The sequence below is a fragment of the Kitasatospora sp. NPDC057015 genome (genome assembly GCF_042673745.1).
Taxonomy (GTDB): domain Bacteria; phylum Actinomycetota; class Actinomycetes; order Streptomycetales; family Streptomycetaceae; genus Kitasatospora.
In genome coordinates, this window is record NZ_JBHUSG010000005.1 from 55,453 (window position 1) to 80,914 (window position 25,462).

16 protein-coding genes and 2 tRNA genes are annotated in these 25,462 nt (G+C 73.4%); 13 read left to right on the forward strand and 5 right to left on the reverse strand.

Going from position 1 to position 25,462, the window contains the following annotated elements:
* Positions 1-163: 163 nt before the first annotated feature.
* From rpoB to ACFTWP_RS06605, 9 genes are all read left to right on the forward strand, one after another.
* Positions 164-3,637 (forward strand): DNA-directed RNA polymerase subunit beta, encoded by a 3,474-nt coding sequence (gene rpoB, locus ACFTWP_RS06565; protein ID WP_380263145.1) that lies wholly within the window; start codon positions 164-166, stop codon positions 3,635-3,637.
* Between the two features lie 101 nt (positions 3,638-3,738).
* Positions 3,739-7,629, forward strand: a complete 3,891-nt coding sequence (locus ACFTWP_RS06570; protein ID WP_380263146.1) for a DNA-directed RNA polymerase subunit beta' — start codon at positions 3,739-3,741, stop codon at positions 7,627-7,629.
* A 262-nt stretch (positions 7,630-7,891) separates the two neighbouring features.
* A tRNA-Met gene (locus ACFTWP_RS06575) sits at positions 7,892-7,965 on the forward strand.
* Positions 7,966-8,116: 151 nt separating this feature from the next.
* Positions 8,117-8,190 (forward strand) — tRNA-Met (locus tag ACFTWP_RS06580).
* A gap of 214 nt (positions 8,191-8,404) precedes the next feature.
* Entirely contained in the window at positions 8,405-9,094 is a 690-nt protein-coding gene (locus tag ACFTWP_RS06585; protein ID WP_380263147.1) for a DUF4097 family beta strand repeat-containing protein, read from the forward strand.
* Positions 9,095-9,176: 82 nt separating this feature from the next.
* Positions 9,177-10,382: a sensor histidine kinase gene (locus ACFTWP_RS06590; RefSeq protein ID WP_380263332.1), complete on the forward strand. Its 1,206-nt coding sequence runs from the start codon at positions 9,177-9,179 to the stop codon at positions 10,380-10,382.
* Between the two features lie 113 nt (positions 10,383-10,495).
* On the forward strand, positions 10,496-11,176 hold the full coding sequence (locus ACFTWP_RS06595; RefSeq protein ID WP_380263148.1) for a response regulator: 681 nt from the start codon (positions 10,496-10,498) through the stop codon (positions 11,174-11,176).
* Between the two features lie 113 nt (positions 11,177-11,289).
* The gene (locus tag ACFTWP_RS06600; protein ID WP_380263149.1) at positions 11,290-11,907 is read left to right on the forward strand and encodes a hypothetical protein; all 618 of its coding nucleotides are present in this window, start codon (positions 11,290-11,292) and stop codon (positions 11,905-11,907) included.
* 175 nt (positions 11,908-12,082) lie between these two features.
* Positions 12,083-13,558: a WGR domain-containing protein gene (locus tag ACFTWP_RS06605; protein ID WP_380263150.1), complete on the forward strand. Its 1,476-nt coding sequence runs from the start codon at positions 12,083-12,085 to the stop codon at positions 13,556-13,558.
* Between the two features lie 49 nt (positions 13,559-13,607).
* On the opposite strand, the gene ACFTWP_RS06610 is transcribed toward ACFTWP_RS06605, so the two are convergent.
* The 3 genes from ACFTWP_RS06610 to ACFTWP_RS06620 are packed head-to-tail and all read right to left on the reverse strand — an operon-like array spanning position 13,608 to position 18,958.
* Positions 13,608-16,037: a helicase-associated domain-containing protein gene (locus tag ACFTWP_RS06610; RefSeq protein ID WP_380263151.1), complete on the reverse strand. Its 2,430-nt coding sequence runs from the start codon at positions 16,035-16,037 to the stop codon at positions 13,608-13,610.
* A gap of 33 nt (positions 16,038-16,070) precedes the next feature.
* Positions 16,071-17,867, reverse strand: coding sequence for a hypothetical protein (locus ACFTWP_RS06615; RefSeq protein WP_380263152.1), 1,797 nt, complete (start codon positions 17,865-17,867; stop codon positions 16,071-16,073).
* Positions 17,864-18,958: an ATP-binding protein gene (locus ACFTWP_RS06620; RefSeq protein ID WP_380263153.1), complete on the reverse strand. Its 1,095-nt coding sequence runs from the start codon at positions 18,956-18,958 to the stop codon at positions 17,864-17,866. Before ACFTWP_RS06620 ends, ACFTWP_RS06615 begins: the two co-directional genes overlap by 4 nt.
* Positions 18,959-19,200: 242 nt before the next feature.
* Here ACFTWP_RS06620 and ACFTWP_RS06625 point away from each other — a divergent pair, with 242 nt between their 5' ends.
* The 3 genes from ACFTWP_RS06625 (at position 19,201) to ACFTWP_RS06635 (ending at position 22,266) form a co-directional block, all read left to right on the forward strand.
* On the forward strand, positions 19,201-19,938 hold the full coding sequence (locus ACFTWP_RS06625) for an NAD-dependent deacetylase (protein WP_380263155.1): 738 nt from the start codon (positions 19,201-19,203) through the stop codon (positions 19,936-19,938).
* Between the two features lie 101 nt (positions 19,939-20,039).
* A complete protein-coding gene (locus tag ACFTWP_RS06630; RefSeq protein ID WP_380263156.1) occupies positions 20,040-21,251 on the forward strand; it encodes a cytochrome P450 in 1,212 nt (403 codons plus the stop codon).
* Between the two features lie 10 nt (positions 21,252-21,261).
* Positions 21,262-22,266 carry an ADP-ribosylglycohydrolase family protein gene (locus ACFTWP_RS06635; RefSeq protein WP_380263157.1) on the forward strand — a complete coding sequence of 335 codons (1,005 nt, stop codon included), beginning with the start codon at positions 21,262-21,264 and terminating at the stop codon, positions 22,264-22,266.
* A 68-nt stretch (positions 22,267-22,334) separates the two neighbouring features.
* On the opposite strand, the gene ACFTWP_RS06640 is transcribed toward ACFTWP_RS06635, so the two are convergent.
* Positions 22,335-22,754 (reverse strand): DUF1801 domain-containing protein, encoded by a 420-nt coding sequence (locus tag ACFTWP_RS06640; RefSeq protein ID WP_380263158.1) that lies wholly within the window; start codon positions 22,752-22,754, stop codon positions 22,335-22,337.
* A gap of 243 nt (positions 22,755-22,997) precedes the next feature.
* Here ACFTWP_RS06640 and ACFTWP_RS06645 point away from each other — a divergent pair, with 243 nt between their 5' ends.
* A complete protein-coding gene (locus ACFTWP_RS06645; RefSeq protein WP_380263159.1) occupies positions 22,998-24,323 on the forward strand; it encodes a serpin family protein in 1,326 nt (441 codons plus the stop codon).
* A 36-nt stretch (positions 24,324-24,359) separates the two neighbouring features.
* Here ACFTWP_RS06645 and ACFTWP_RS06650 read toward each other — a convergent pair whose 3' ends face one another.
* Positions 24,360-25,451 carry an ADP-ribosylglycohydrolase family protein gene (locus ACFTWP_RS06650; RefSeq protein WP_380263160.1) on the reverse strand — a complete coding sequence of 364 codons (1,092 nt, stop codon included), beginning with the start codon at positions 25,449-25,451 and terminating at the stop codon, positions 24,360-24,362.
* Positions 25,452-25,462: the final 11 nt, after the last annotated feature.

The window sequence follows — 25,462 nt, forward strand, 5'->3', positions numbered from 1 at the left end:
AGTGTGCGCTGCCCTGAAGGGGCCTGGCACCGCCTCCGCGAAGCGGCTCTGACCTGGGGTTTCCACTCCGGCTGAGACCCACGGCGCCGGGGGTGGGACCAAGCCCGTCGAGGCCGGCCGGTACGCGCGCAGTGAGCTCCGAGCCCTCGGAAGGACCCCCCTCTTGGCCGCGCCGCGCAACGCCTCGAACAACGCTAATTCCACCGCCCCGCTCCGCGTTTCCTTCGCGAAGATCAAGGAGCCCCTCGAGGTCCCGAACCTCCTGGCCCTGCAGACCGAGAGCTTTGACTGGCTCCTCGGCAATGCGGCCTGGAAGTCTCGCGTCGAGGCGGCCCTGGAGAGTGGTCAGGACGTCCCCACGAAGTCCGGTCTGGAGGAGATCTTCGAAGAGATCTCCCCGATCGAGGACTTCAGCGGGTCGATGTCGCTGACCTTCCGCGACCACCGTTTCGAGCCGCCGAAGAACTCCATCGACGAGTGCAAGGACCGCGACTTCACGTTCGCGGCCCCGCTCTTCGTCACCGCCGAGTTCACCAACAACGAGACCGGTGAGATCAAGTCTCAGACGGTCTTCATGGGCGACTTCCCGCTCATGACCCACAAGGGCACGTTCGTGATCAACGGCACCGAGCGTGTCGTGGTCTCGCAGCTGGTCCGCTCCCCGGGCGTGTACTTCGACTCCACCCTGGACAAGGTGTCCGACAAGGACATCTACTCCTGCAAGGTCATCCCCTCGCGTGGTGCCTGGCTGGAGATGGAGATCGACAAGCGCGACATGGTCGGTGTCCGCATCGACCGCAAGCGCAAGCAGTCGGTCACCGTGCTGCTCAAGGCCCTCGGCTGGACCAACGAGATGATTCTCGAGGAGTTCGGCGAGTACGAGTCGATGCGCGCCACCCTGGAGAAGGACCACACCCAGGGCCAGGACGACGCGCTGCTGGACATCTACCGCAAGCTGCGTCCGGGCGAGCCGCCGACGCGCGAGGCCGCGCAGACGCTTCTGGAGAACCTGTACTTCAACCCGAAGCGCTACGACCTCGCGAAGGTCGGCCGTTACAAGGTCAACCGCAAGCTGGGCAACGCCGAGTCGCTGGACTCCGGCGTGCTCACCGAGCCCGACATCATCGGTGCGATCAAGTACCTGGTGAAGCTGCACGCGGGCGAGACCGAGTGGCGTGACACCGAGGGCCGCGACATCGTGGTCGAGGTCGACGACATCGACCACTTCGGCAACCGCCGCCTGCGCAACGTCGGCGAGCTGATCCAGAACCAGGTCCGTACGGGTCTCGCCCGTATGGAGCGCGTCGTGCGCGAGCGCATGACCACCCAGGACGTCGAGGCGATCACGCCGCAGACCCTGATCAACATCCGGCCGGTCGTCGCCTCCATCAAGGAGTTCTTCGGCACCAGCCAGCTGTCCCAGTTCATGGACCAGACGAACCCGCTGTCGGGCCTGACCCACAAGCGCCGTCTGTCCGCGCTGGGCCCCGGTGGTCTGTCCCGTGAGCGCGCCGGCTTCGAGGTCCGTGACGTCCACCCGTCGCACTACGGCCGCATGTGTCCGATCGAGACCCCCGAAGGCCCGAACATCGGTCTGATCGGCTCGCTCGCCTCCTACGGCCGGGTCAACGCGTTCGGTTTCATCGAGACCCCGTACCGCAAGGTCGTCGAGGGTGTCGTCACCGAGCAGGTCGACTACCTGACCGCCGACGAGGAGGACCGCTTCGTCATCGCGCAGGCCAACGCCCCGCTGACGGCGGACCTGCACTTCGCCGAGCCGCGTGTCCTGGTCCGCCGCCGCGGCGGCGAGATCGACTACATCCCGGGCACCGAGATCGACTACATGGACGTCTCGCCGCGCCAGATGGTGTCGGTCGCGACCGCCATGATCCCGTTCCTGGAGCACGACGACGCCAACCGTGCGCTCATGGGCTCCAACATGATGCGCCAGGCGGTGCCGCTGCTGAAGAGCGAGGCACCCGTGGTCGGCACCGGCATGGAGTACCGCTGCGCGGTCGACGCCGCCGACGTCATCACGGCCGAGAAGGCGGGTGTCGTCCAGGAGGTCTCGGCCGACTACGTCACCGTGGCCAACGACGACGGCACGTACACCACGTACCGCGCCGCCAAGTTCACCCGCTCCAACCAGGGCACCTCCTTCAACCAGAAGGTGCTCGTGGACGAGGGCGCCCGGGTCGAGGTCAACCAGGTGCTGGCCGACGGCCCGTGCACCGACCAGGGTGAGATGGCGCTGGGCAAGAACCTGCTCGTGGCGTTCATGTCCTGGGAGGGTCACAACTACGAGGACGCGATCATCCTGTCGCAGCGCCTCGTGCAGGACGACGTCCTCTCCTCGATCCACATCGAGGAGCACGAGGTCGACGCCCGTGACACCAAGCTGGGCCCCGAGGAGATCACCCGGGACATCCCGAACGTCTCCGAGGAGGTCCTCGCCGACCTCGACGAGCGCGGCATCATCCGCATCGGCGCGGACGTCGTCACCGGCGACATCCTGGTCGGCAAGGTCACGCCCAAGGGTGAGACCGAGCTGACCCCGGAGGAGCGCCTGCTCCGCGCGATCTTCGGCGAGAAGGCCCGTGAGGTCCGCGACACCTCGCTGAAGGTGCCGCACGGCGAGTCCGGCAAGGTCATCGGCGTCCGCGTCTTCGACCGCGAAGAGGGCGACGAGCTGCCCCCGGGCGTCAACCAGCTGGTCCGGGTCTACGTGGCCCAGAAGCGCAAGATCACCAACGGTGACAAGCTGGCCGGCCGTCACGGCAACAAGGGTGTCATCTCCAAGATCCTGCCGGTCGAGGACATGCCGTTCCTCGCCGACGGCACCCCGGTCGACATCATCCTCAACCCGCTGGGCGTCCCGTCCCGAATGAACCCGGGACAGGTCCTGGAGATCCACCTCGGGTGGCTCGCCAAGCAGGGCTGGGACGTCTCCGGCCTCGCCGACGAGTGGGCCCAGCGCCTGCAGGCGATCGGCGCCGACACGGTCACGGGTGGCACCAACCTCGCCACCCCGGTCTTCGACGGCGCCCGCGAGGACGAGATCACCGGCCTGCTGGACAACACCACCCTCACCCGTGACGGTGAGCGCCTGGTGAACTCCACCGGCAAGGCCCGGCTGTTCGACGGCCGCTCCGGCGAGCCGTTCCCGATGCCGGTCTCGGTCGGCTACATGTACATCCTCAAGCTGCACCACCTGGTCGACGACAAGCTCCACGCGCGTTCGACCGGCCCGTACTCGATGATCACCCAGCAGCCGCTCGGTGGTAAGGCGCAGTTCGGTGGTCAGCGCTTCGGTGAGATGGAGGTGTGGGCCCTCGAGGCGTACGGCGCGGCCTACGCGCTGCAGGAGCTCCTCACCATCAAGTCCGACGACGTCCTCGGCCGCGTGAAGGTCTACGAGGCCATCGTCAAGGGCGAGAACATCCCCGAGCCCGGCATTCCCGAGTCCTTCAAGGTCCTCATCAAGGAAATGCAGTCGCTCTGCCTCAACGTGGAGGTGCTGTCCTCGGACGGCTCGTCCATCGAGATGCGGGACTCCGACGAGGACGTCTTCCGCGCCGCCGAGGAGCTCGGCATTGACCTGTCCCGGCGCGAGCCGAGCAGCGTCGAAGAGGTCTGACGGAGGTGGGGCCGGCTGCTTCCAGGAGCAGCCGGCCCGCCCCCAGGCCCCCTCAGACCAGATGAACGACTTTCGACTTACGAAAGAGGGCTTGACGACCAGTGCTTGACGTCAACTTCTTCGACGAGCTCCGCATCGGCCTCGCGACCGCCGACGACATCCGCCAGTGGTCGCACGGCGAGGTCAAGAAGCCGGAGACCATCAACTACCGCACCCTGAAGCCGGAAAAGGACGGGCTCTTCTGCGAGAAGATCTTCGGCCCCACCCGGGACTGGGAGTGCTACTGCGGCAAGTACAAGCGCGTCCGCTTCAAGGGCATCATCTGTGAGCGCTGTGGCGTCGAGGTCACTCGCGCCAAGGTGCGTCGTGAGCGGATGGGCCACATCGAGCTGGCCGCGCCGGTCACCCACATCTGGTACTTCAAGGGTGTGCCCAGCCGCCTCGGCTACCTGCTCGACCTGGCGCCGAAGGACCTCGAGAAGGTCATCTACTTCGCCGCCTACATGATCACCTGGGTGGACGACGAGCGTCGCCAGCGCGACCTCCCGTCCCTGGAGGCGCACGTCTCGGTCGAGCGTCAGCAGATCGAGAACCGTCGCGACTCCGACCTCGAAGCCCGTGCCAAGAAGGCCGAGACCGACCTGGCCGAGCTCGAGGCCGAGGGCGCCAAGGCCGACGTGCGCCGCAAGGTGCGCGAGGGTGCCGAGCGCGAGATGAAGCAGCTGCGCGACCGTGCGCAGCGCGAGCTGGACCGTCTGGACGAGGTCTGGGCCCGCTTCAAGAACCTCAAGGTCCAGGACCTCGAGGGCGACGAGCTGCTCTACCGCGAGCTGCGCGACCGCTTCGGCACCTACTTCTCCGGCTCGATGGGCGCGGCGGCCCTCAAGGACCGCCTCGAGACCTTCGACCTGGCGGAGGAGTCCGAGCGCCTGCGCGAGATCATCCGCACCGGCAAGGGCCAGAAGAAGACCCGTGCGCTCAAGCGCCTCAAGGTCGTCTCCGCGTTCCTGCAGACCACCAACAAGCCCAACGGCATGGTGCTGGACTGCGTCCCGGTCATCCCGCCGGACCTGCGTCCGATGGTGCAGCTGGACGGTGGCCGCTTCGCGACCTCCGACCTGAACGACCTGTACCGCCGCGTGATCAACCGCAACAACCGCCTGAAGCGCCTCCTCGACCTCGGTGCCCCCGAGATCATCGTGAACAACGAGAAGCGCATGCTCCAGGAGGCCGTCGACGCGCTGTTCGACAACGGCCGTCGCGGCCGTCCGGTCACCGGCCCGGGCAACCGGCCCCTGAAGTCCCTCAGCGACATGCTGAAGGGTAAGCAGGGTCGTTTCCGTCAGAACCTCCTCGGCAAGCGAGTCGACTACTCGGCCCGTTCGGTCATCGTCGTCGGCCCGCAGCTCAAGCTGCACCAGTGCGGTCTGCCGAAGGCCATGGCGCTGGAGCTCTTCAAGCCGTTCGTGATGAAGCGCCTGGTGGACCTCAACCACGCGCAGAACATCAAGTCGGCCAAGCGCATGGTCGAGCGCGCGCGCCCGGTCGTGTGGGACGTCCTCGAAGAGGTCATCGCCGAGCACCCGGTGCTGCTGAACCGTGCGCCCACCCTGCACCGCCTCGGCATCCAGGCCTTCGAGCCCCAGCTGGTCGAGGGCAAGGCCATCCAGATCCACCCGCTCGTCTGCACCGCGTTCAACGCGGACTTCGACGGTGACCAGATGGCCGTCCACCTGCCGCTCTCCGCGGAGGCGCAGGCCGAGGCCCGCATCCTGATGCTGTCCTCGAACAACATCCTGAAGCCGGCCGACGGTCGCCCCGTCACCATGCCGACCCAGGACATGGTGCTGGGCCTGTTCTTCCTGACCTCGGACCGCGAGCAGGTGAAGGGCGGTGGCCGCGCCTTCTCCTCGACCGCCGAGGCCGTGATGGCGTTCGACGCCAAGGAGCTGGACGTCCAGGCCGTCATCGACGTCCGCCTGCCGATCGGCACCGTCCCGCCGCGCGGCTGGACCCCGCCGGTCGACGAGGACGGCACGCCGACCTGGTTCGAGGGCGAGTCCTTCCGTCTGCGCACCACCCTGGGCCGCGCGCTCTTCAACGAGCTGCTGCCCGAGGACTACCCGTTCGTCGACTACGAGGTGGGCAAGAAGCAGCTCTCCGCGATCGTCAACGACCTGGCGGAGCGCTACCCCAAGGTCGTCGTCGCGGCGACCCTGGACAACCTGAAGGCGGCCGGCTTCCACTGGGCCACCCGCTCGGGTGTCACCGTCTCGATCTCGGACGTCGTCGTCCCGCCGCAGAAGGCCCAGATCCTCGAGGGCTACGAAGCGCAGGCCGAGAAGATCCAGAAGCAGTACGAGCGCGGTCTGATCACCAACGACGAGCGCAAGCAGGAGCTCATCGGCATCTGGACCCGTGCGACCAACGAGGTCGCCGAGGCGATGAACGCCAACTTCGAGAAGACCAACCCCATCTTCATGATGGTGGACTCCGGTGCTCGAGGAAACATGATGCAGATGCGTCAGATCGCCGGTATGCGTGGTCTGGTGTCGAACGCGAAGAACGAGACGATCGCCCGCCCCATCAAGGCGTCGTTCCGTGAGGGCCTCACCGTCCTCGAGTACTTCATCTCCACCCACGGTGCCCGTAAGGGTCTGGCCGACACCGCGCTCCGTACCGCGGACTCCGGCTACCTCACCCGTCGTCTGGTCGACGTCTCCCAGGACGTCATCATCCGCGAGGAGGACTGCGGCACCGAGCGCGGCCTCAAGCTGGCCATCGGCACGGTCGAGAACGGCGTCCTGCGCAAGACGGACGACGTCGAGACCAGCGTCTACGCCCGCATGCTGGCCGAGGACATCACGGTCGACGGCAAGCTCCTCGCCACCGCGAACACCGACCTCGGTGACGTGCTGATCGACGAGCTGATCCGCCACGGCATCGGCGAGGTCAAGACCCGCTCGATCCTGACCTGTGAGTCGGCCGTCGGCACCTGTGCCTTCTGCTACGGCCGCTCGCTGGCCACCGGCAAGCTGGTCGACATCGGTGAGGCGGTCGGCATCATCGCCGCCCAGTCCATCGGTGAGCCCGGTACCCAGCTGACCATGCGTACCTTCCACACCGGTGGTGTGGCCGGTGACGACATCACGCAGGGTCTGCCCCGTGTCGTCGAGCTCTTCGAGGCCCGTACCCCCAAGGGTGTGGCCCCGATCTCGGAGGCGCAGGGCCGGGTCCGCATCGAGGACACCGAGAAGACCCGCAAGCTGGTCGTCACGCCGGACGACGGCACCGACGAGATCGCCTACCCGGTCTCCAAGCGTGTGAAGCTGCTCGTCAGCGAGGGCCAGGCGGTCGAGGTCGGCCAGAAGCTGACCATGGGTGCCACCAACCCGCACGACGTGCTGCGGATCATGGGCCAGCGTGCCGTCCAGATCCACCTGGTCGCCGAGGTCCAGAAGGTCTACAACTCGCAGGGCGTGTCGATCCACGACAAGCACATCGAGATCATCATCCGGCAGATGCTCCGCCGCGTGACGATCATCGAGTCGGGCGACGCCGAGCTGCTCCCGGGCGAGCTCGTCGAGCGCGGCCGCTTCGAGCAGGAGAACCGTCGCGTGGTGTCGGAAGGCGGCCACCCGGCCTCCGGCCGTCCGCAGCTGATGGGTATCACCAAGGCCTCGCTGGCCACCGAGTCCTGGCTGTCGGCCGCCTCCTTCCAGGAGACGACCCGGGTCCTCACCGACGCGGCGATCCACGCCAAGTCGGACCCGCTGCTGGGCCTCAAGGAGAACGTCATCCTCGGTAAGCTCATCCCGGCCGGTACGGGTCTGCCCCGCTACCGCAACATCCGGGTCGAGCCGACCGAGGAGGCCAAGGCCGCGATGTACTCGGCCGTCGGCTACGACGACTACGACCTGTCGCCCTTCGGCGCCGGCTCCGGCCAGGCCGTCCCGCTGGACGACTACGACTACGGCCCGTACACCGGCTGACAGTCCGCACCAGGTACGCCGCAGGGCGGCCGCCCCCTCGGGGGTGGCCGCCCTGCGGCGTTCGCGGTGCCCCGGTCCGGCTCCCCGTCCGCCGGCGGGCCGGCGGGCCGCTCAGGGCACTGCGGGGTGGTTCGCGGGGCCTCGGAGGGCCTCGGGGAGGTCCGCGGGCACTCGGGGCGGAGGGGCGCGCCCGGGGGCCGATCGTCCGTGGGGAAATGGATTAGGCCTGGCGGTGGATGTCCCGTAGAGTCGGGTTTACCGACGCGGGGTGGAGCAGCTCGGTAGCTCGCTGGGCTCATAACCCAGAGGTCGCAGGTTCAAATCCTGTCCCCGCTACTCAGTCGAGAGGCCCGGAAGCAATCAGCTTCCGGGCCTCTCGCGTTGTCGCGCCGCGGCGCCGTCGGTCCGCGTGTCCCGCCCTCGGGCCGGGCCGCCGGGAAATGGATTAGGCCTGGCGGTGGATGTCCCGTAGTGTCGTGTTCACCGACGCGGGGTGGAGCAGCTCGGTAGCTCGCTGGGCTCATAACCCAGAGGTCGCAGGTTCAAATCCTGTCCCCGCTACTTGCAGGTGAAGGGCCCGGAGGCATCAAGCCTCCGGGCCCTTCGTCGTCCGCCCACCCCTCGGGGCCCACCGACCGTCCCGGGCCCGGGAATCCCTCGCGCGGGGGAGGGGAGCTGACCGCCCGCGCGGGGGATCCGGTGGCGCCGTCCGCCGGGGGAGGCTCGGTGCCGCCGCCCCGGGAGCCGGGGCGCTCAGGGAAGCCGAGGGGGACGCATGAGGCGTCGGGTACTGGTGCGGGTCGGGTCGAAGCTGGCGGTCACGGCGGCCGTGGTGGGCGGGATGAGCGGCTGCCTGGTCGGGGACGACCGCGAGCGGGTGGTGGTCTACGGCGTCGCCGAGCCGGTGCGGACCCTGGTGGTCCAGGGCCACACCGGCGACATCAGGGTCACCGGTGGCGGCGCCGCCGTACGGGTCACCGAGCACCGGACGTACCGCGGGGCGGAGCCGGTCACCACCCACGGCACGGCGGACGGCACGCTCACCCTCGGCTACCGCTGCCCGGACGGGGACTGCGGCGTCGGCTACGACGTCGAGGTGCCGGCCGGGACGGTCGTCCGGGTGGAGAACGAGACGGGCACGGTGGTGCTGTCCGGGCTCGGCGCCGAGGTCGACGTGCGGACCGGCACGGGCGATGTGACGGCGAGCGCCCTGACCTCGCCGACCGTCCGGCTGGAGGCGCGGACGGGCGGGATCTCGGCGAGCTTCAGCACCGGGCCCGCGAGCGTACGGGCGAACACCCGCACCGGCGACGTCCGGGTCCGGGTGCCGCGGGAGGGCGCGTACGCGGTCGAGGCGGCGACCCGGACGGGCGACGTGACGGTCGGGGTGGCCAGGGACGACACCGCCGCCCGGCGGATCACCGCCCGGTCGGAGACCGGCAGCGTGACGGTCGGCGGTGCCTGAGGGCGGGGCGCGCCGACCACCGGTAGGGCATGATCGTCCGAACGGGGGAGGCCGGCCCCGGCCCGGGGGAGGGGTGGACGCGATGCTGGCGAACTGGACGGCCGGGGTGGCCGGCTGGAGTGCGGACCGGCGGCGGCGCCTCGCCGGGGTGAACCCGTACGTGCTGGACGCCCTGCTGGCGCTGTTCTCGGCGGCGGTCTCGTTCTGGTCGGTGTGGAACGACTCGGTGGACCGCCCCTGGTGGGTGTACGCGCTGGCGCTCGGCACCGCCCTGCCGCTGCCCTGGCGCCGCCGGCTGCCGATGTCGGTGGCCGCGGCGAGCGGGCTGGTCTCGGTGGGGGTGTCGGTGGGCGCGCACTCGTCGATGCCGCAGATCCCGGTGTACGCCGTCCTGGTCGTCTACACGGTCGCCGACCGTGGCCGGGACTGGCAGCGGATGCTCCTGCTGGCCGTCCTGGTGGTGTCCAACATCGTCGGCACCCACTCCGCCGACGGGATGCTGTTCAGCCTGCTGCTCACCGTCGGCACCTTCGTCTTCGGCTCCCTGGTGCGCGAACTGCGCAGGCTGGCCCGGGTGGAGGCGGAGCGTGCGCACGAGGTGGGGCTGCGGGCGGCCAGCGACGCGGCCCGCGCGGTGGCGGAGGAACGCGGGCGGATCGCCCGCGAGATGCACGACATCCTGGCGCACGCGGTCTCCCTGATGGTGGTCCAGGCGGAGGCCGGGCCCGTGGTGGTCCGCTCCGACCCCGAGCGGGCGATCAGGACCTTCGACACCATCGCCGACTCCGGTCGCGACGCGATGGCCCAGCTCCGGCGGGTCCTGGGCGTCCTGAAGGAGGACGGGGCCGGCCCGCAGCTCGCGCCGCAGCCGCGGCTGGCCGACCTGGCGGCGGTGGCCGAGCGGGTCAGGGAGGCGGGCGTGCGGGTGGGGCTGGAGCTGCCCGGGCCGGGGTTCAGCCTGCCGGCGGACGTGGAGGCCACCGCGTTCCGGATCGTCCAGGAGGCGCTGACGAACGTGGTCAAGCACGCCGGCGCGGGCGCCGCGGAGGTCCGGGTCACCGTTCCGGGGGAGGCGCTGGAGGTGCTGGTCTCCGACGACGGGCGGGGGGTGCGCCCGAAGGCGGACCGGGTGGTGGGCGACCGGTCGGGCGGCCGGGGCCTGGTCGGCATCCGGGAGCGGGCCGCGGCCTGCGGCGGCAGGGCCGAGGCCGGGCCGCGGGCCGACGGTACCGGGTTCGTGGTGAGCGCGCGGCTGCCGCTGGGCGCGGCCCTGGTGGAGCGGGCCTGAGCGTGGAGCGGGCCTGAGCGTGGAGCGGGCCTGAGCGTGGAACGGGCCTGAGGGCGGATCGGGCCCGGGTCGGAGCGGCCCGGGGCACCTACGACGGAGAGGGGAGCGGAGCGATGGCCCCGATACGGGTGGTGGTCGCCGACGACCAGGAGCTGGTCCGGGCCGGGTTCGGGATGATCCTGGACGCCCAGCCGGACATCACGGTGGTGGCCGAGGCGGCGGACGGCGCCCAGGCCGTCGAGGCGGTCCGGGAGCATCGTCCGGACGTGCTGCTGCTGGACGTCCGGATGCCGGTCATGGACGGACTGGAGGCGGCCCGGCAGGTCTGCGCGCGGTACCCGGAGACCAAGGTGATCATGCTGACCACCTTCGACGTGGACGACTACGTCTTCGACGCCCTGTACGCCGGCGCCAGCGGGTTCCTGCTCAAGGACGTCCGCCGGGACGACCTCGCGCACGGCGTCCGGATGGTGGCCTCCGGCGAGGCGCTGCTCGCCCCCTCGGTCACCCGGCGCCTGATCGGCGAGTTCGCCGCCCGCCGTCCGGCCGGCGCCGCCACCGTCGCCCGGGCGCCCTCCCGGCTGCTGGAGCAACTGACCGCCCGCGAGCGGGAGACCCTGCGGCTGCTCGCCCGGGGCCTGTCCAACGCGGAGATCGCGGCCGAACTCGTGGTCAGTGAGCACACGGTGAAGACGCACGTCAGCAACGTGCTGGCCAAGCTGCACCTGCGCGACCGGGTGCACGCGGTGGTGTTCGCGTACGAGGCGGGTGCGGTGGTCGCCGGCGAGGGCTGACTCTCACCCGCGCGGGGGAGGCGGCCGGTTCGCCGGTACGGGCGATCCGCCGACCGGGGGCCGGCGGTCAGGATCTGCGGTGTCGGACCACACCGCCCCGAGAGGATCCCGCCATGAGCGTCGGCACCAACTCCCGTGTCACCAGAGTCGCGTCGATCGCCGCCCCGGCCCTGCTGGGCCTGTACGGCGGGATCCGGCTGCTGGCCGGATCCCGCGCCCCCGGACCGGGCTGGACGGTCGGCCACGCCGCCCTGCTCGCCGGACTGCTGCTGTTCGTCCCGGTGTTCGCCGAGCTGCGCCGGCTGGTCGCCCCGCGCCGCCCGGCCGGCCGGGTCGCCGCCGACCTGCTGGCGGGCCTGGCCCACGCCGGACTGCTGGCCTCGGTCGGACAGACCGTCATCGACCTGTACGTCGGGGCCAGGGCCGCCGACCGGGCCGAACAGAACGTGCTGTTCGACCGGATCCAGGGCCACCCGGGCGTCCTGCCGGCCTTCTACACGGTCGGGCCGGTGCTGTTCTACGTCGGCCTGCTGGCGCTGCTGGTCACCCTGGCGACCGGCCGGGCCCGCCGGGTGCCGGTGTGGAGTCCGGTGCTGGTGCTGGCCGGCACCGTGCTCATGGCGGCCGACCTGGACTTCATCACGATCGGCGCGGCGCTCTGGCTGGCCGCGTTGGCGCCGCTGGCCCGCCGCACCGCCCCGGCCCGCCGCCCGGCGGTCGCGGCGCGCTGACCCCGGGTCGCCGGTGGGGGCGGCCGGTCAACTGTCGGTGGTGGCACATAGGTTCTCCCTGTCGACGGACGGCGCCGCAGCGCCCGCCGATCGCCCGGCCGTACGCGGCCGAGGCCGTTCGTCACCCCCCAGCCCGCCGACCGCCGTCTTGCCGACTCCCCGGGAGGGACCGCCGATGTCCGCCACCACCACCTCCGCCGCCACCGCCTCCGCCGAGCAGGTCACCTACCTGGAGCTGTCCGAGGAGGAGGGCGGCGGGAGCGCCCACAAGTTCTACGAGGTGCGGCAGGCCGGCGCCGAGCTGACCATCACCTACGGGCGGATCGGCGAGCCCGGCCAGGCCAGGACGACGGCCTACCCGACGCCCGAGAAGGCCGCCGCGGCCGCCGCCAAGAAGGTCGGCGAGAAGGTCCGCAAGGGGTACGCACCGGCGCAGCGCGGGGTCCGGCAGAAGCGGGCGGTCACCCGCCGGGAGATCACCAGCACCCGGTCGAGCGCCAGCCAGGCCCCGGTGCTGTGGCGGTTCAAGTCGGGCGCGGCCGCGTTCGGGATCTTCGTCGGCGACGAGCACGCCTGGGTCGGCAACGAGGCCGGCGACGTCTACACCCTCACCCACGACGGCGAGGTCACCGGCCGCTACGGGCTGCCGGACGGCGTGAAGTGCATCGTCGCCGACGACCACTGGATCTACGCGGGCTGCGACGACGGCCGGGTCTACGACCTCGGCGGCAAGATCCCGCGGGTGGCGTACGAGATCGCCGCCGACGTCGACATCTACTGGCTGGACATCCACGACGGCGTGCTCGGGGTCTCCGACGGTGCCGGCGGGATCACCACGGTCGACCACGAGGACGAGTTCCAGTGGCGGCGCAAGGGCGCCGGCAGCGCGGGCTGGATGGTGCGCTGCGACGAGGACGGCGTCTACCACGGGCACTCCCGCGGGGTGGCCCGCTACTCGTCGCGCGGCGGCGAGGAGCTCTGGCAGGTCGACACCCAGGGCGCCGTGCTGTTCGGCTGGCAGGAGCCCGGCGAGGTCTTCGCGGGCACCTCCCGGGGCTGGGTGTACCGGCTGCGCAAGGACGACGGTTCCACGGTCGCCCGCTACAAGTGCGACGCGGCGGTGTTCTCCTGCGCCACCTCGCCGGACGGGCAGTACGTCTTCGCGGGCGACAACCACTCCTCGGTGTACTGCTTCGCCGCCGACGGCACCCGGCTCTGGAAGCTCGGCACCGGCTGCGGGTCGGCGTACAGCATGCAGTACCGGGACGGGCGGCTCTACCTGGTGACCACCGACGGCTCGCTGGCCTGCCTGGACGCGAGCGAGGAGGCGGTGCGGGCGGCGGAGGGCGGCCGGCTGCCGCGGACGGCCGACGTGAAGGCCGCCGGGTGGGAGCGGGTGGTGCCGAGCGTCGAGCTGGAGACGGTCAGCGCGGCCCAGGCCGGGCAGGCCGGCGGTGTCGAGGTCGAGTGCGTCCAGGAGGGCGGCCGGACCCGGATCAGGGTCGTCACGGCGGGCTTCGACCCCGCCCGCCGGGTGCAGTTCCCGAAGGACATCCGGGTGCCCGGCGCCCGCTACCTGGTCGCCGAGGTGCTGGAGTCGGGCAGCGGCGGCTTCTACCGGGCGCGGGGCGAGATCAAGCGCCTGCTCTGACCGGTGGCCTGCTCCGACCGGGCGGGGCCGGCACCCGGTCGGGTGCCGGTCAGGCCCGGCCGGTGCCGGTCGGGTCCGTGCCCAGCACCGCCGCTGCCAGGGCGGCCGGATCGCCGGGGCCCCGGCCGTGGAACCGGCGGGCCTGCGCCAGCGAGGGCATCGGGTTCTCGGCCCGCTCCTCGGGGGCCCGCTCCACCACCGTCGTCCCGGTCTCCGCCTCCAGCACCGGGGCGTACCCGGCCAGCCGCAGCGCCGCCAGGGTCTCCTCCGGCGGCGCCGTGCTGATCAGGACGGTGGGCGCGATCCGGCGCAGGCCGAGCCGGGACAGCGCGCGGGCCCTGGAGAGCTCCGTCACCAGCGCCTCGTCGTCGGAGCGGATGCAGCAGGCGCTGCGCACCACCCGCATCCGGCCGTGGGTCCGGGCGGTGTCCTTGAGCAGGTACTCCAGGGTCTGCGGGAGCGGCAGACCGCCCTCGGAGACCTCGGCCAGCCGGGCCGCCAGCTCGGCCGCGTCCGAGCCGGCGTCCAGTGCCCGGCGGACGGAGGCCGGGCCGATCCGCCAGACCACGGCATGGCCCTCGGACTCGCGGTCGGCCACCGAGGAGAGCAGGCCGGTGAGTTCGGGGTCGGCGGAGCCGGAGACCACGGCGGTGAGGTCGGCCTGGAAGCGGGCGGTGGTCCGGGGCGGCGGGACGAGTTCGGCCAGGGCCGCGCGCAGCGTGTCCAGGGCCGCGGCCAGCGCCGGGTACCCGGTGAGGCGCACGCCCGTACCGGGCACGGCCGGGAAGTACCGGTCGGCGCCGGCCCGGAGCAGGCCGAGGACCGCGTGGCCGACCGGGGTGAGCGCCCCGTGGGCGACGACGCCGAGCAGTTCGGCCTCCCGCAGGGTCGCGGTCACCCGGGCCGCCAGGGTGCCCTCGTCCTGCTCGCCCCCGCCGGTCGCGCCCTGACTGAACCAGCCGGCGCGGGTAAGGAGTTCGTCCACCGTACGGTCGGACATGGCGTCGGCCGCGCCGAGCCCGGAGCCGCCGGGCAGGCCGGCCAGCGCGGCCAGCAGCGCGTGCCGCAGCGGCACGGCGTACGGGTCCTGCGGGGCGACCAGGGCGACCGGGGTCTCGTCCTCGTCGGGCCAGTGGCTGAACACCTCGGGGGTGGCCGCCCAGGTGGCGATCAGCGGGACCAGCCGGTCGGCCGGGGCGGCGCTCAGCCAGCCGTCGTACCGCGCGGTGGGCAGCATCCGGGCCGGCGGCTGCGGCTGCGGTTTGCGACTGCGGGTGGGCGGCGGGGTGTCCCGGTGCGGGGCGATCAGGCCGGCGTTGGCGGCGAGGTCCAGCCAGAGCCTGGCCTGCGCCTCGGGGGCGCCGGCCGCCTTGGCGAGGCGCCGGGTGTCGCGCACGGCGATGCCGCCGGCCTTGCGGACGGCCAGCGGCTGCGCCGCCGTCGCGCGCAGCAGCAGCTCCACCCGGGAGGCGGTGGCGGTGGCGGCGGCCTGGGCCTCGCCGGTCCAGCCCGCCGGCAGCGGGCGGGCGCCGTGGACGGCCGGCGGCTCGGGCTCGTACGGCAGCGGTCGGTCGGGGTCGCGCAGGGCGAGGCCGACCTCGCGGGGGAGTTCGGCGAGGTCCGGGCCGACCGGGACGAGCAGGCCGCGCCCGGCCAGCCAGTCCGTCCCGCCGTCCCCCGACCCGTCCGGACGGAACAGGAACCGGCTCGCCGAGCCGTAGTACCCGCCGGTGTCCGCCGTGAAGCAGCGGGTGCGCAGCAGCGGCGGGCCGGGGACGAGTGCGTCCAGCAGCTCGACCGCCTCGGGCGGGGCGTCCGCCAGCAGGGCGCGCAGCCGCTCCGCGTCCTGCAGGAGGTCCACGACCTGGCGTTGGGTCTGGTCCCGGCTGCGGCCGGCCGGCAGGCCCAGGCCGTCGGCCACCCGGGCCACCTCCGCGGCCCGGTACGCCGAGCTCAGCAGGACGTCCACCGGGCGGCCCAGGCCCAGCAGTTCGGGCACCTGCTGGTGCAGCAGGGCGGGCACGACCAGCGGACCGTCGTGCGGCGGGAGGATCAGGGCGCGTTCGGCGAGCCGCGCCAGGTCGGCGGCGGCCCGCGGGCCGAGGGCCGCCAGCAGCCGGTCACGCGGCACGGCCCGTTCGGCCGGGTCGGCAGCCGGGCCGGCGGCCGGGCCGAGCCGGTGGGCGGCCCGGCTCCCGGCGAACCCGGCCAGGCCGGCGGTGGCGGCGGGCGCGGGGGCGGGCCCGTGCAGCCGCTCGGCGAGCACGGCGACGGCGGCCAGGACCTGCAGTTCGGCCACCGTCAGCCCGACCAGGCCGGTGGCCACCGAACCCGCGCTCAGCAGGTGCTCGGCGAGCCGGGCCGGGTCCTCCAGGCCGGGGACGCCGGTGTAGGGCAGCCGGCGCTGTTCCAGCAGCTCGGTCAGCTGCTCGGGGGTGCGGGTGGTCAGCCAGGTCATCAGGGCGTCGGCGCTGGTCACGGCCCCACGGTAGCGGACCGTCCGGGGGCCGTTTCAGCGCATCCGGAAGACCGGCCCCCGAGGGGTGAAGGGCAGCCCGGCACCCGGCGGGACGAGGTAGGCGTGCTCGCGGCGCACCCGCAGGACGTCGCACTCGCCGTCGGTGATCAGCAGGACGGGCGCCGTCCGGGGGAAGTCCTCGGCGCGCTCCAGCAGGTCGACACCGGGTTGCAGCACGGTGCCCCCGCGCCCCCGGACCCGTACCCGGCCGGCGATCTCGGTGACCGGCAGGTACCCGGCGTCGTGCGGCGCGGCGTCGCAGAACACCACCCGGGCCGCGGTGACGTCCCGGGCGGTGGCGTAGGAGGCGATCGCCCCCAGCGCCTTGCCGAGCAGGGCCCGGCTCATCGAGCCGGAGGTGTCCAGCAGCACGCCGAAGGTGCAGCGGGCCACCTCCTCCGGCGGGTGGTACCGCCCGGCGCGCGGGATGTCCGGGGTGGCGCCCTGCCGCCTGGACGGGCGGGCGTAGCTGCGGACGGGCTGCGGGGACGGCACGAACTCGTCGAACCACCGGGCCAGTCGGGCGTCCCAGGGCAGCGGCGGATGGGCGAGCGCGCGGATCTCCTCCACCAGCCCGGCCGGGAGGCGGCCGCGTTCGCGGCGGTGCAGCTCGAAGCCCTGCTGGAGCCCGCGCCGGTAGAAGTCGTCCAGGTCGACGTAGTCGCGCCGGCCGTGGCCGAGCGGCTCGCCGAGGATGTCCGGGCGGTCCCTTCCCGCCAGGGTGGCGAGCCGGCGGGCCCGGCGCTGGTCGCGGGCGAGCCGGTCGTACACCTCCTCGGCGGAGAGGCCCTTCAGCTGCGGGTCGTGCAGCAGGCCCGCGGGCATCTCGCCGACGCCCATCTCCAGCAGCCAGCCGTTGACGACGTAGTCGGCGGCCACGTTGAACAGGTACGGGTCGCGGGCGCCCCGTCGGTCCCCGTGGCGCAGGGCGGCGTGCAGCATCTCGTGCGCCAGGACGAAGCGCCACTCCTCGTCGCTGTGGTGGCGCAGCGGGTTGAGGTAGATCTCGCCGGCCTCGGCGTTCACCGCGGCGACGGCGATGCCCTGGGCGCGGGCGAGTTCGGCGTCGGCCACCAGGGTGATGCCGGCGGCCAGGCCGCCCAGCAGCGGGTACGAGGAGATGAACCAGTTCAGCGCCCTGGTCCAGGGCCGCTCGGGCAGCCGGCGCCCGGTCTCCTCGTCGATCCGGCCGCCGGCCAGGTCCATCGCGGCGGACATGGTGCGGGTGAGCGCGGACGCGAACGCCCCGGTCCAGTCATCGGGGTCGCCGTCGCCGGCCCAGGGCACCAGCAGCTGGTCCGGGCCCGGTCCGGCGGCGCCGCCCACGACCTGCGGGAGCCCGTCGCGGCGCCAGCGGGCGGCCAGCTCCTCCTCGTCACCGCCCGCGTGCACGGGCGGCAGTTCGACCGGCGCCCGGCCCATCGGGAAGGTGGCCAGGAAGCGGTTCACCACGGCGCAGCGGGCCGCCAGCTCGTACGCGTCCGGCTGGGTGCGCCGGCCCTGTTCGGCGGGGACGTGCCCGAATCCCAGGTGCAGCAGGCAGTGCGCCAGCACCCAGGCCCACTCGGCCGGTTCGGCGCGGCGCCGGGGGTCGACGTGGATCGTCCCGCTGGAGGAGACGACCGCCCAGCCGTCCGCGGGACGCCGCGTGCAGTCCTCGTCGCGGCAGACGGTGGCGTTCAGCGCGGCGAAGGCGGTGTTGCCGTTGAGCAGTTGCAGGCCGGCGAGGAAGGCCTCGGTGGCCGGGTCGGGCCTGGCGGCGGCCTTGGCGCCCCGGTCGGTCCGGCTCACCGGCGGGCCTCGACCAGCCGGGGCATGTCGCGGGCCGCCTCGATCAGGAACCAGGCGGGCAGCACCGGGTTGCCGTCCGGCCCGTCGGCGATCACCGTCTGGGCCACCTCGACCGAGATCTCGGCGAGTTGGACGAGCAGCGACTTGGAGCGGTAGGCGGTCTGCCGCAGCGCGCCGGAGGCGTGCTCCTTGCGGGCGGGGAGTTCCTTCACCAGCCGGCCGCGGAAGGCGTCGGCGAGGTAGTAGAGCAGGTCGCGGTCCTCCTGGCGGTGCGGCCAGCGGGCGTCGCCCTTGAGGATCGCGTCCAGCCCGTAGGAGTTGCGGACGATCTTCGCGTACCCGCAGAAGGCGACGGCGTGCTGCGGGGTGAGTAGCCCGTACGTGAGGACCTTGAGGGTCTGGTCGTCCCCGGCCTTCGGCCCGGCGGCGCCCCCGCCGGTGTCGAAGCCGAAGGAGTGCAGGGCGTCGGACAGCATGTGCCAGGCGCGCGGGGTGGAGAACGGCTCCTCGGACTTCGGCGGGGTGGACCACAGGTGGTCGGGCCGGTCGGTGAGGTAGTCCGTCACCCAGGGGTGGATGCCGTGGCCCGCCGCCCAGTGCAGCCAGTCGGTCGCACTGGCCCGCAGGTGCACGTGGACCAGCCGGTTGACCAGTGCGGACGCCATCGGGCGGGCCAGCGCGCCGTCGGTGGCCCGGTTGCCGGCGCCGATCACGATCGAGCCGGGCGGCAGTTCGTACGAACCGATCCGGCGGTCCAGGATGAGCGAGTAGAAGGCCTTCTGGACGTCCGGTGTCGCCGCGTTGAGCTCGTCCAGGAAGAGGCAGTACGGCTCGTCGCGGGCGATCGACTCGGGCGGGCAGAACCGCGAGCGGCCCTCCGGGGTGATCTGCGGGACGCCGACCAGGTCCTCGGGCGCGAGCTGGGTGCCGATCAGGCTGACGCAGGCCAGCCCCAGCGAGTCGGCGAACTCCCGGACCAGGGAGGACTTTCCGATGCCCGGTGCGCCCCACAGGAAGACCGGCCTGACGGTGGCCAGGCCGAGCAGCAGCTCGGGGACCTGGGACGGCGAGACGGTGACTGCTCCCTGCACGGGGCTCCTTCGGGACGGGGGCGCCCGCGGATCGCGGGGCCCCGGCAAGTCTGCGGCGGGGCTCCCGGGGGCGCACCCGGTTTTCGGCGGCGGTGGGCGACTCGGCGGCCCGGTCGGGCGGGTGCGGGGGCGCGTACGGGTGCGGGGGTGCGGGTGCGGGGGTGCGTGCGGGCGAGGCGGCGTCCGCGCGGGGCTCCGATTCTCGGTGGCGGGCGCGCCCGGGCGGCCCGTACCGTCCGGGCATGAACGCGAAGCGTCCCCTGATCGCCGTCCTCACCGGTGCCGGCATCTCCACCGACTCGGGCATCCCCGACTACCGCGGACCGAACGGCGTCTGGCAGCGCGATCCCGACGCCCAGCAACTCGTCACCATCGGCCCGTACCTCGCCGACCCCGACGTCCGCCGCCGCGCCTGGCTGATGCGCCGCGAGGTGGGCGCCCTGTGGACCGAGCCGAACGCCGGCCACCTCGCGCTGGCCGAGCTGGAGCGCACCGGCCTGCCCGTCCGCGTCCTCACCCAGAACGTGGACGGCCTGCACCAGCGCTCCGGCCTGCCGCCCCGCAAGGTGCTCGAACTGCACGGCACGGCACGGGAGGTGCAGTGCGTGACCTGCCGGGCGCGCGGTCCGATGAGCGAGGTGCTGGAGCGGGTGGCGGCCGGCGAGCCCGACCCGCCCTGCGCGGCCTGCGGGGGCGTCCTCAAGCCCGCGACGGTGATGTTCGGCGAGGCGCTCGACCCGGTGGTGCTGGACCAGGCCGCGGCGATCGCCGAGGCCTGCGACCTGTTCGTCGCGGTCGGCACCACCCTCCAGGTGTACCCGGCCGCCGGGCTGGTGCAGGTCGCGCTGGAGGGCGGCGCCCGGCTGATCGTGATGAACGCCGAGCCGACCCCGTACGACCCGGTCGCGGACGAGGTGATCCGCGAGCCGATCGGCACGGCGCTGCCCGCCCTGGTCCGGAGACTGGCGGCGCAGGCCTGAGCGGTGCCGGCGCCGGACGGCCGCGGTCCGAGCGCGTGGTGACCCGCCTCGCCGGAGCGCCCTGCGTACGATGATCGCCCCGGCGAGTGAGGGAGTCACCGATGACGACAGCGACCTTCGACCCCTGGTCGGCCGATTTCGTGGCGCACCCGTACGACGCGTACGCCGAACTGCGCGAGCACGCGCCGGTGAGCCGGTACGAGCCGACCGGGCAGTGGCTGGTCGCGCGGCACCGGGACGTCAGCGCCCTGCTGCGGGACCGCAGGCTCGGCCGCACCTACACCCACCGCTACTCGCACGAGGAGTTCGGACGCCCCGCGCCGGACCCCGCGCACGAGCCCTTCCACACCCTCAACGACAGCGGGCTGCTCGACCTGGAGGCCCCCGACCACACCCGGATCCGGCGACTGGTCTCCCAGGCCTTCACCCCGCGCACGGTCGCGGACCTGCGGCCCGCCGTCAGCCGGCTCGCCGACGAACTGGTCGGCGCCCTGGTGGCCGACGGCGGCGGCGACCTGATCGCCGCCGTCGCCGAGCCGCTGCCGGTCGCGGTGATCGCCGAGATGCTCGGCATCCCGGCGGCTGACCGCGCGCTGCTGCGCCCGTGGTCCGCCGCCATCACCGGCATGTTCGAACTCAACCCGACCGAGGAGACCGGCCGCCGGGCGGTCGCCGCCAGCGTCGAGTTCTCCGACTACCTGCGCGCCCTGATCCGCGAGCGCCGCAGCCGGCCCGGCCCGGACCTGATCAGCGCGCTCATCCGGGCCCAGGACGGCTCCGACGCGCTGAACGAGCAGGAGATGGTCTCCACCTGCGTCCTGCTGCTCAACGCCGGGCACGAGGCCACCGTCAACACCACCGGCAACGGCTGGTGGGCGCTCTTCCGCAACCCCGACCAACTCGACCTGCTGCGCGGCTCGGTGGACCGGCTGCTGCCCACCGCCGTCGAGGAGCTGATGCGCTACGACACCCCGCTGCAGATGTTCGAGCGCTGGGTGCTGGAGGACGTCGAGGTGGCCGGCACGACCATCCCGCGCGGCGCCGAGGTCGCCCTGCTGTTCGGCTCCGCCAACCGCGACCCGGCCCGCTTCACCGACCCCGACCGGCTCGACCTCACCCGCGCCGACAACCCGCACATCACCTTCGGCGCCGGAATCCACTTCTGTCTGGGAGCCCCGCTCGCCAGACTGGAGCTCGGCGAGTCGTACGGCGCGCTGCTGCGCCGGGCACCGGGGCTGCGCCTGGTGCGCGAGCCCGAGTGGCAGCCCGGCTACGTGATCCGGGGGCTCAAGGAGCTGCTGGTCGAGGTGTAGGGGGTAGGCGATGAGGAAGGCGGCCACGGGCGCGCTGCTGGGCCTGGCGATCGGCGACGCCATGGGCAGGCCCACCGAGTTCCAGCCGGTCGAGCGGATCGCGGCCGACCACCCCGACTGGCGCGAACTGCCCTTGCCGAAGCGGGCACTGGTCACCGACGACACCCAGATGACGCTGGCCCTGGCCGGCGGGCTGCGCACCGCGCTGGAGCGCGGCCCGCTCGGGCCGCTGCGTCTGGAGCGGCCGCTCCGCGAGGAGTTCGTCGACTGGTGGCGCTCGCCGGACAACAACCGCGCGCCCGGCATGACCTGTCTGCGCTCCTGCGAGCGGCTGCGGGACGGTCGGCGCTGGCAGGCGGCCAGCGACCTCGGCTCCAAGGGCTGCGGCGCCAACATGCGCGTCGCGCCGGTCGGCCTGCTGCCCGGCATCACCGAGGAGGAGTGCGCCGGCGCGGCGCAGCTGCAGTCCGCGCTCACCCACGGCCACCCCACCGCGCTGGCCGCGAGCGACCTGACCGCGTACACCGTCCGGCTGCTCGCCCGCGGTGCGGCGCCGGCCGAACTCCCCGCGCTGCTGCGGGCGTACGCCCTGGCGAACCGCACCCGCTACCACGCGTACTGGCTCGGCGACCTCGCCGCGCACGCGCAGGACCCGACCCCGGAGAGCTTCATCACCCGCGGCTGGGACGACTGCCTGCACGTCCTGGACCGGCTGGACGCGGCGCTCGCCGCACCCGACGTCGAGGCCGATCCCTGCCTGGCCACCGGCGAGGGCTGGATCGCCGAGGAAGCCCTGGCCACCGGACTGCTCTGCTTCCTGCTGCTGCCGGACGACCCGGTCGCGGCCGTCCGCCGGGCGGCCTACTCCGGCGGCGACTCCGACTCGCTGGCCTGCCTGGCCGGCGCCTTCGCGGGCGCGCACCACGGCGCGGGCGGCTGGCCGGCCGACTGGGTCGAGCGGATCGAGCACCGCGACGAGCTGCTGGCCTTCGGCGCGCTCTGGGACCGGGACTGACTGACCGGTCGGCCGGAGCGGAGTCGGTGGGAGCAGAGTCGGCCGGAGCGGAGTCGGCCGGAGCGGGCTCAGGTGACGGTTGTGCCGTCGAGGCGGTCGAACGCCGCCTTCACCAGCTCGCGGAGCGCCTCGGTGTCCACCTCGGCGAGCCGCCTGATGTAGAGGCAGCCCTTGCCTGTGGTCACCGGTCCGAGCCGGGCCAGCAGGTCGGCGTGCCGGTCGAAGCCCTCCGCGACGTACAGCGTCAGCGCCTGCTTGCGCGGTGACAGGCCGACCGGCGGCCAGTCGCCCTCCCGGCCGCTCGCGTAGCGGTAGCGGTACGTGCCGAAGCCGATGATCGAGGTGCCCCACATCCGGGGCGCCTCGCCGGTCACCTCGGCCATCAGCGCGCACAGGGCCCGGGCGTCGTCCCTGCGCCGGTCGTCGGCCACCGTCGCGAGGAAGGCCCCGACGTCGGCCGTGTTCCTGGTCGTCCTGGGTTCGGCCATGCCGCCAGGGTAGGCGCCCGGGGCCCCGGGGCGCCGACCGGACGCGCGCGCTCCCCGCCCGCCGCGCCGGCGGCCCGAACGCGGTCGAACCGGCCCGCGTCCGGCCCTGCCCCGCGTCCGCCCCGGCCCGGTGCTCCGCCCCGAGGTCGCCACCGGAACCGGACCGGGCGGAGCCGCGTCGAATCGCCGGTACCCGCGCCGGTGCTCCGCCCGGCGCACCGCTCCAGGACGGGGAGAGCAGCCATGACCAGTCGGACCCGCCGCCCCGCGGCCCTCCTCCTCGCGGCCGTGCTGTCCGCGACCCTGGCCGCGGGCTGCGGTGGCAACGCCGGCCCCGGCGCCGCGCCGCAGCCCTCCCGGACCAGCGCCCCGGCCCCCGCGACCCCGGTGCCCGCCACCCCCGAGCAGCTGGCGGCCACCGCCGCCGCCACCAACGCCTTCGGCGTCGACCTGTACCGGGCACTGGTCGCGGACGGCGGCGCCGACCGCAATCTGGTGCTCTCGCCGGCCGGCCTCGCCACCGCGCTGGCGATGCTGCTCCCCGGCGCCCGCGGCGCCACGGCCGACGAGCTGTCCAGGGCGCTGCACACCGAGCTGCCCGCCGGCCCGTACGCGGTCGCGGTCGGAGCGCTCGACCGCGGGTCGCGGCCCGCCGGCGCCGCGGACGGGCCGGTCCTGCGACAGTCGGACACGCTCTGGGCCCAGCAGGGGTACGCGGTCGACCCCGGCTACCTCGCGACCCTCGCCGCCGCCTTCGACACGGGCGTGCGCACCGCCGACTTCGCGCGGGACCCGGCCGGCTCCCGCAAGGCCGTGAACGCCCTGGTCGAGAAGGACACCGGGGGCCGGATCAAGGACCTCTTCGGCGAGGGCGCCGTCACCTCGGACACCCGCCTGGTGCTGACCGACGCCCTCTTCCTGCAGGCGAAGTGGCGCCAGCCCTTCGAGCCCGCCCGGACCTCGCAGCAGCCCTTCCACCGGCTCGACGGCACCGCCGCGCCGGTCGCCACGATGAGCCGCAACGCGCCGCTGCGCTACGCCGAGGGCTCGGGCGGGATCGCCGGCCAGCCCTGGCAGGCCGTCGAACTCCCGTACGCCGGAGGCAACCTGGCCATGGACCTGGTGGTGCCCGCGCAGGGCGGCTTCGAGGGGTTCCGGCACGGCCTGGACGCCCCGCAGCTCGACCGGATCCTCGGCGCGCTGGCCGAGCGCCCGGTCGACCTGACCCTGCCGCGCTTCACCTTCGAGACCGGCGGCAGTCTGGTCGGACCGCTGCGCGCGCTCGGGGTCGCCGCCGCCTTCGACGCCGCCGACCTGAGCGGCATCCCCGGGCCCGGCGAGCAGCAGCGGCTGAAGGTGGACGCGGTGGTGCAGAAGGCCACCGTCGCGGTGGACGAGGGCGGCACGGTGGCCGCGGCCGGCAGCGGAGTGGGGGTCGCGGCGGTCGCCGCGCAGGCCCCCGGGCAGTCCGTCGAGCTGCACGTGGACCGGCCGTTCCTCTTCCTGATCCGCGACACCGTGACCGGGCAGCCCCTCTTCCTCGGGCAGGTCACCGATCCGAAGGCCTGATCACGACCCTCGGAGCGCCGGGCGCCCCGGCCGCCGTCACCCCACCGGGTAGCGGTCGTCGAGCACGGGGTGGGCCGGCTCCCGGCTGCCGAACAGCACCACCAGGTCGTCCGCGACCCTGAGCAGCACCTCCCGGCCCTCCACCGCGCCGGTCCAGGCGGCCGGCAGCGCGGCGGCGCCGTACGCCGCGCCGACCAGGTTGCCGCAGACGGCGCCGGTGGAGTCGCTGTCGCCGGAGTGGTTCACCGAGAGCAGCAGGGCCTGCCGGGCCCCCGCCGCGCCGGGGCCCGCCGCGAGGGCGCAGTACACCGCGATGGCCAGGCACTCCTCGGCGATCCAGCCGAGACCGACCCGCTCCACCCAGTCGGCGCTCGGGTCGCCCTGGTCGGCCAGCAGGACGGCCCGCCGCAGCGCCTTGACGGTCTCCTCGCCGCCGGGCCAGCCGGCGGTCTGCTCGATGGTCTCGTCGACGGCGGCCCGCAGCGGCGTCCCGGCCGTCACCCGCTCGATCAGCGCCGCGAACGCGCCCGCCGCCAGGTACCCGGTCGGGTGCCCGTGGGTGAGCTGCGCGCACTGCGCGGCCAGCCCGAAGGCCTGCTCGACGCCGAGCCGGGCGAGGCCGAACGGCGCCGAGCGCATCACCGTGCCGCACCCCTTGGAGTGCGAGTTGATCGGCCCCGGCAGCCCGAACGCCGAGGGGGCCTCGAACTCCCGGTGCTGCCCGACCCCGGTCATGCAGGCGTTGCCCGGCGCCCGCCGCGCGTACAGGAACGGCTGCCGCAGCAGCCAGCCGTCGTACGGCTTCTGCAACGGCAGCAGGTCGGGGGCGTCCTGCTCCTGGGTCAGCAGCCAGCGCTGGTAGGCGCCGTGGACGGCCTGCGGCACCGACCCGCCACCGCCGGTCCAGCCGCGGACGAAGCCGCGGATCAGCCCCTCGGCGGTGAACAGCGTCATCTGGGTGTCGTCGGTGACCTGCCAGCCCCGGCTGTTCACCAGGTCGGTGAGGCCGTCCGGGCCGTAGCGCTCCCGGATGTCGTCCAGGCGCAGGAACTCCACCGGCCAGCCGAGCGCGTCGCCGACCGCCCCGCCGAGCAGGGCACCCCGTACCCGGTCCGCGTACTCCGTCACAACCACCAATC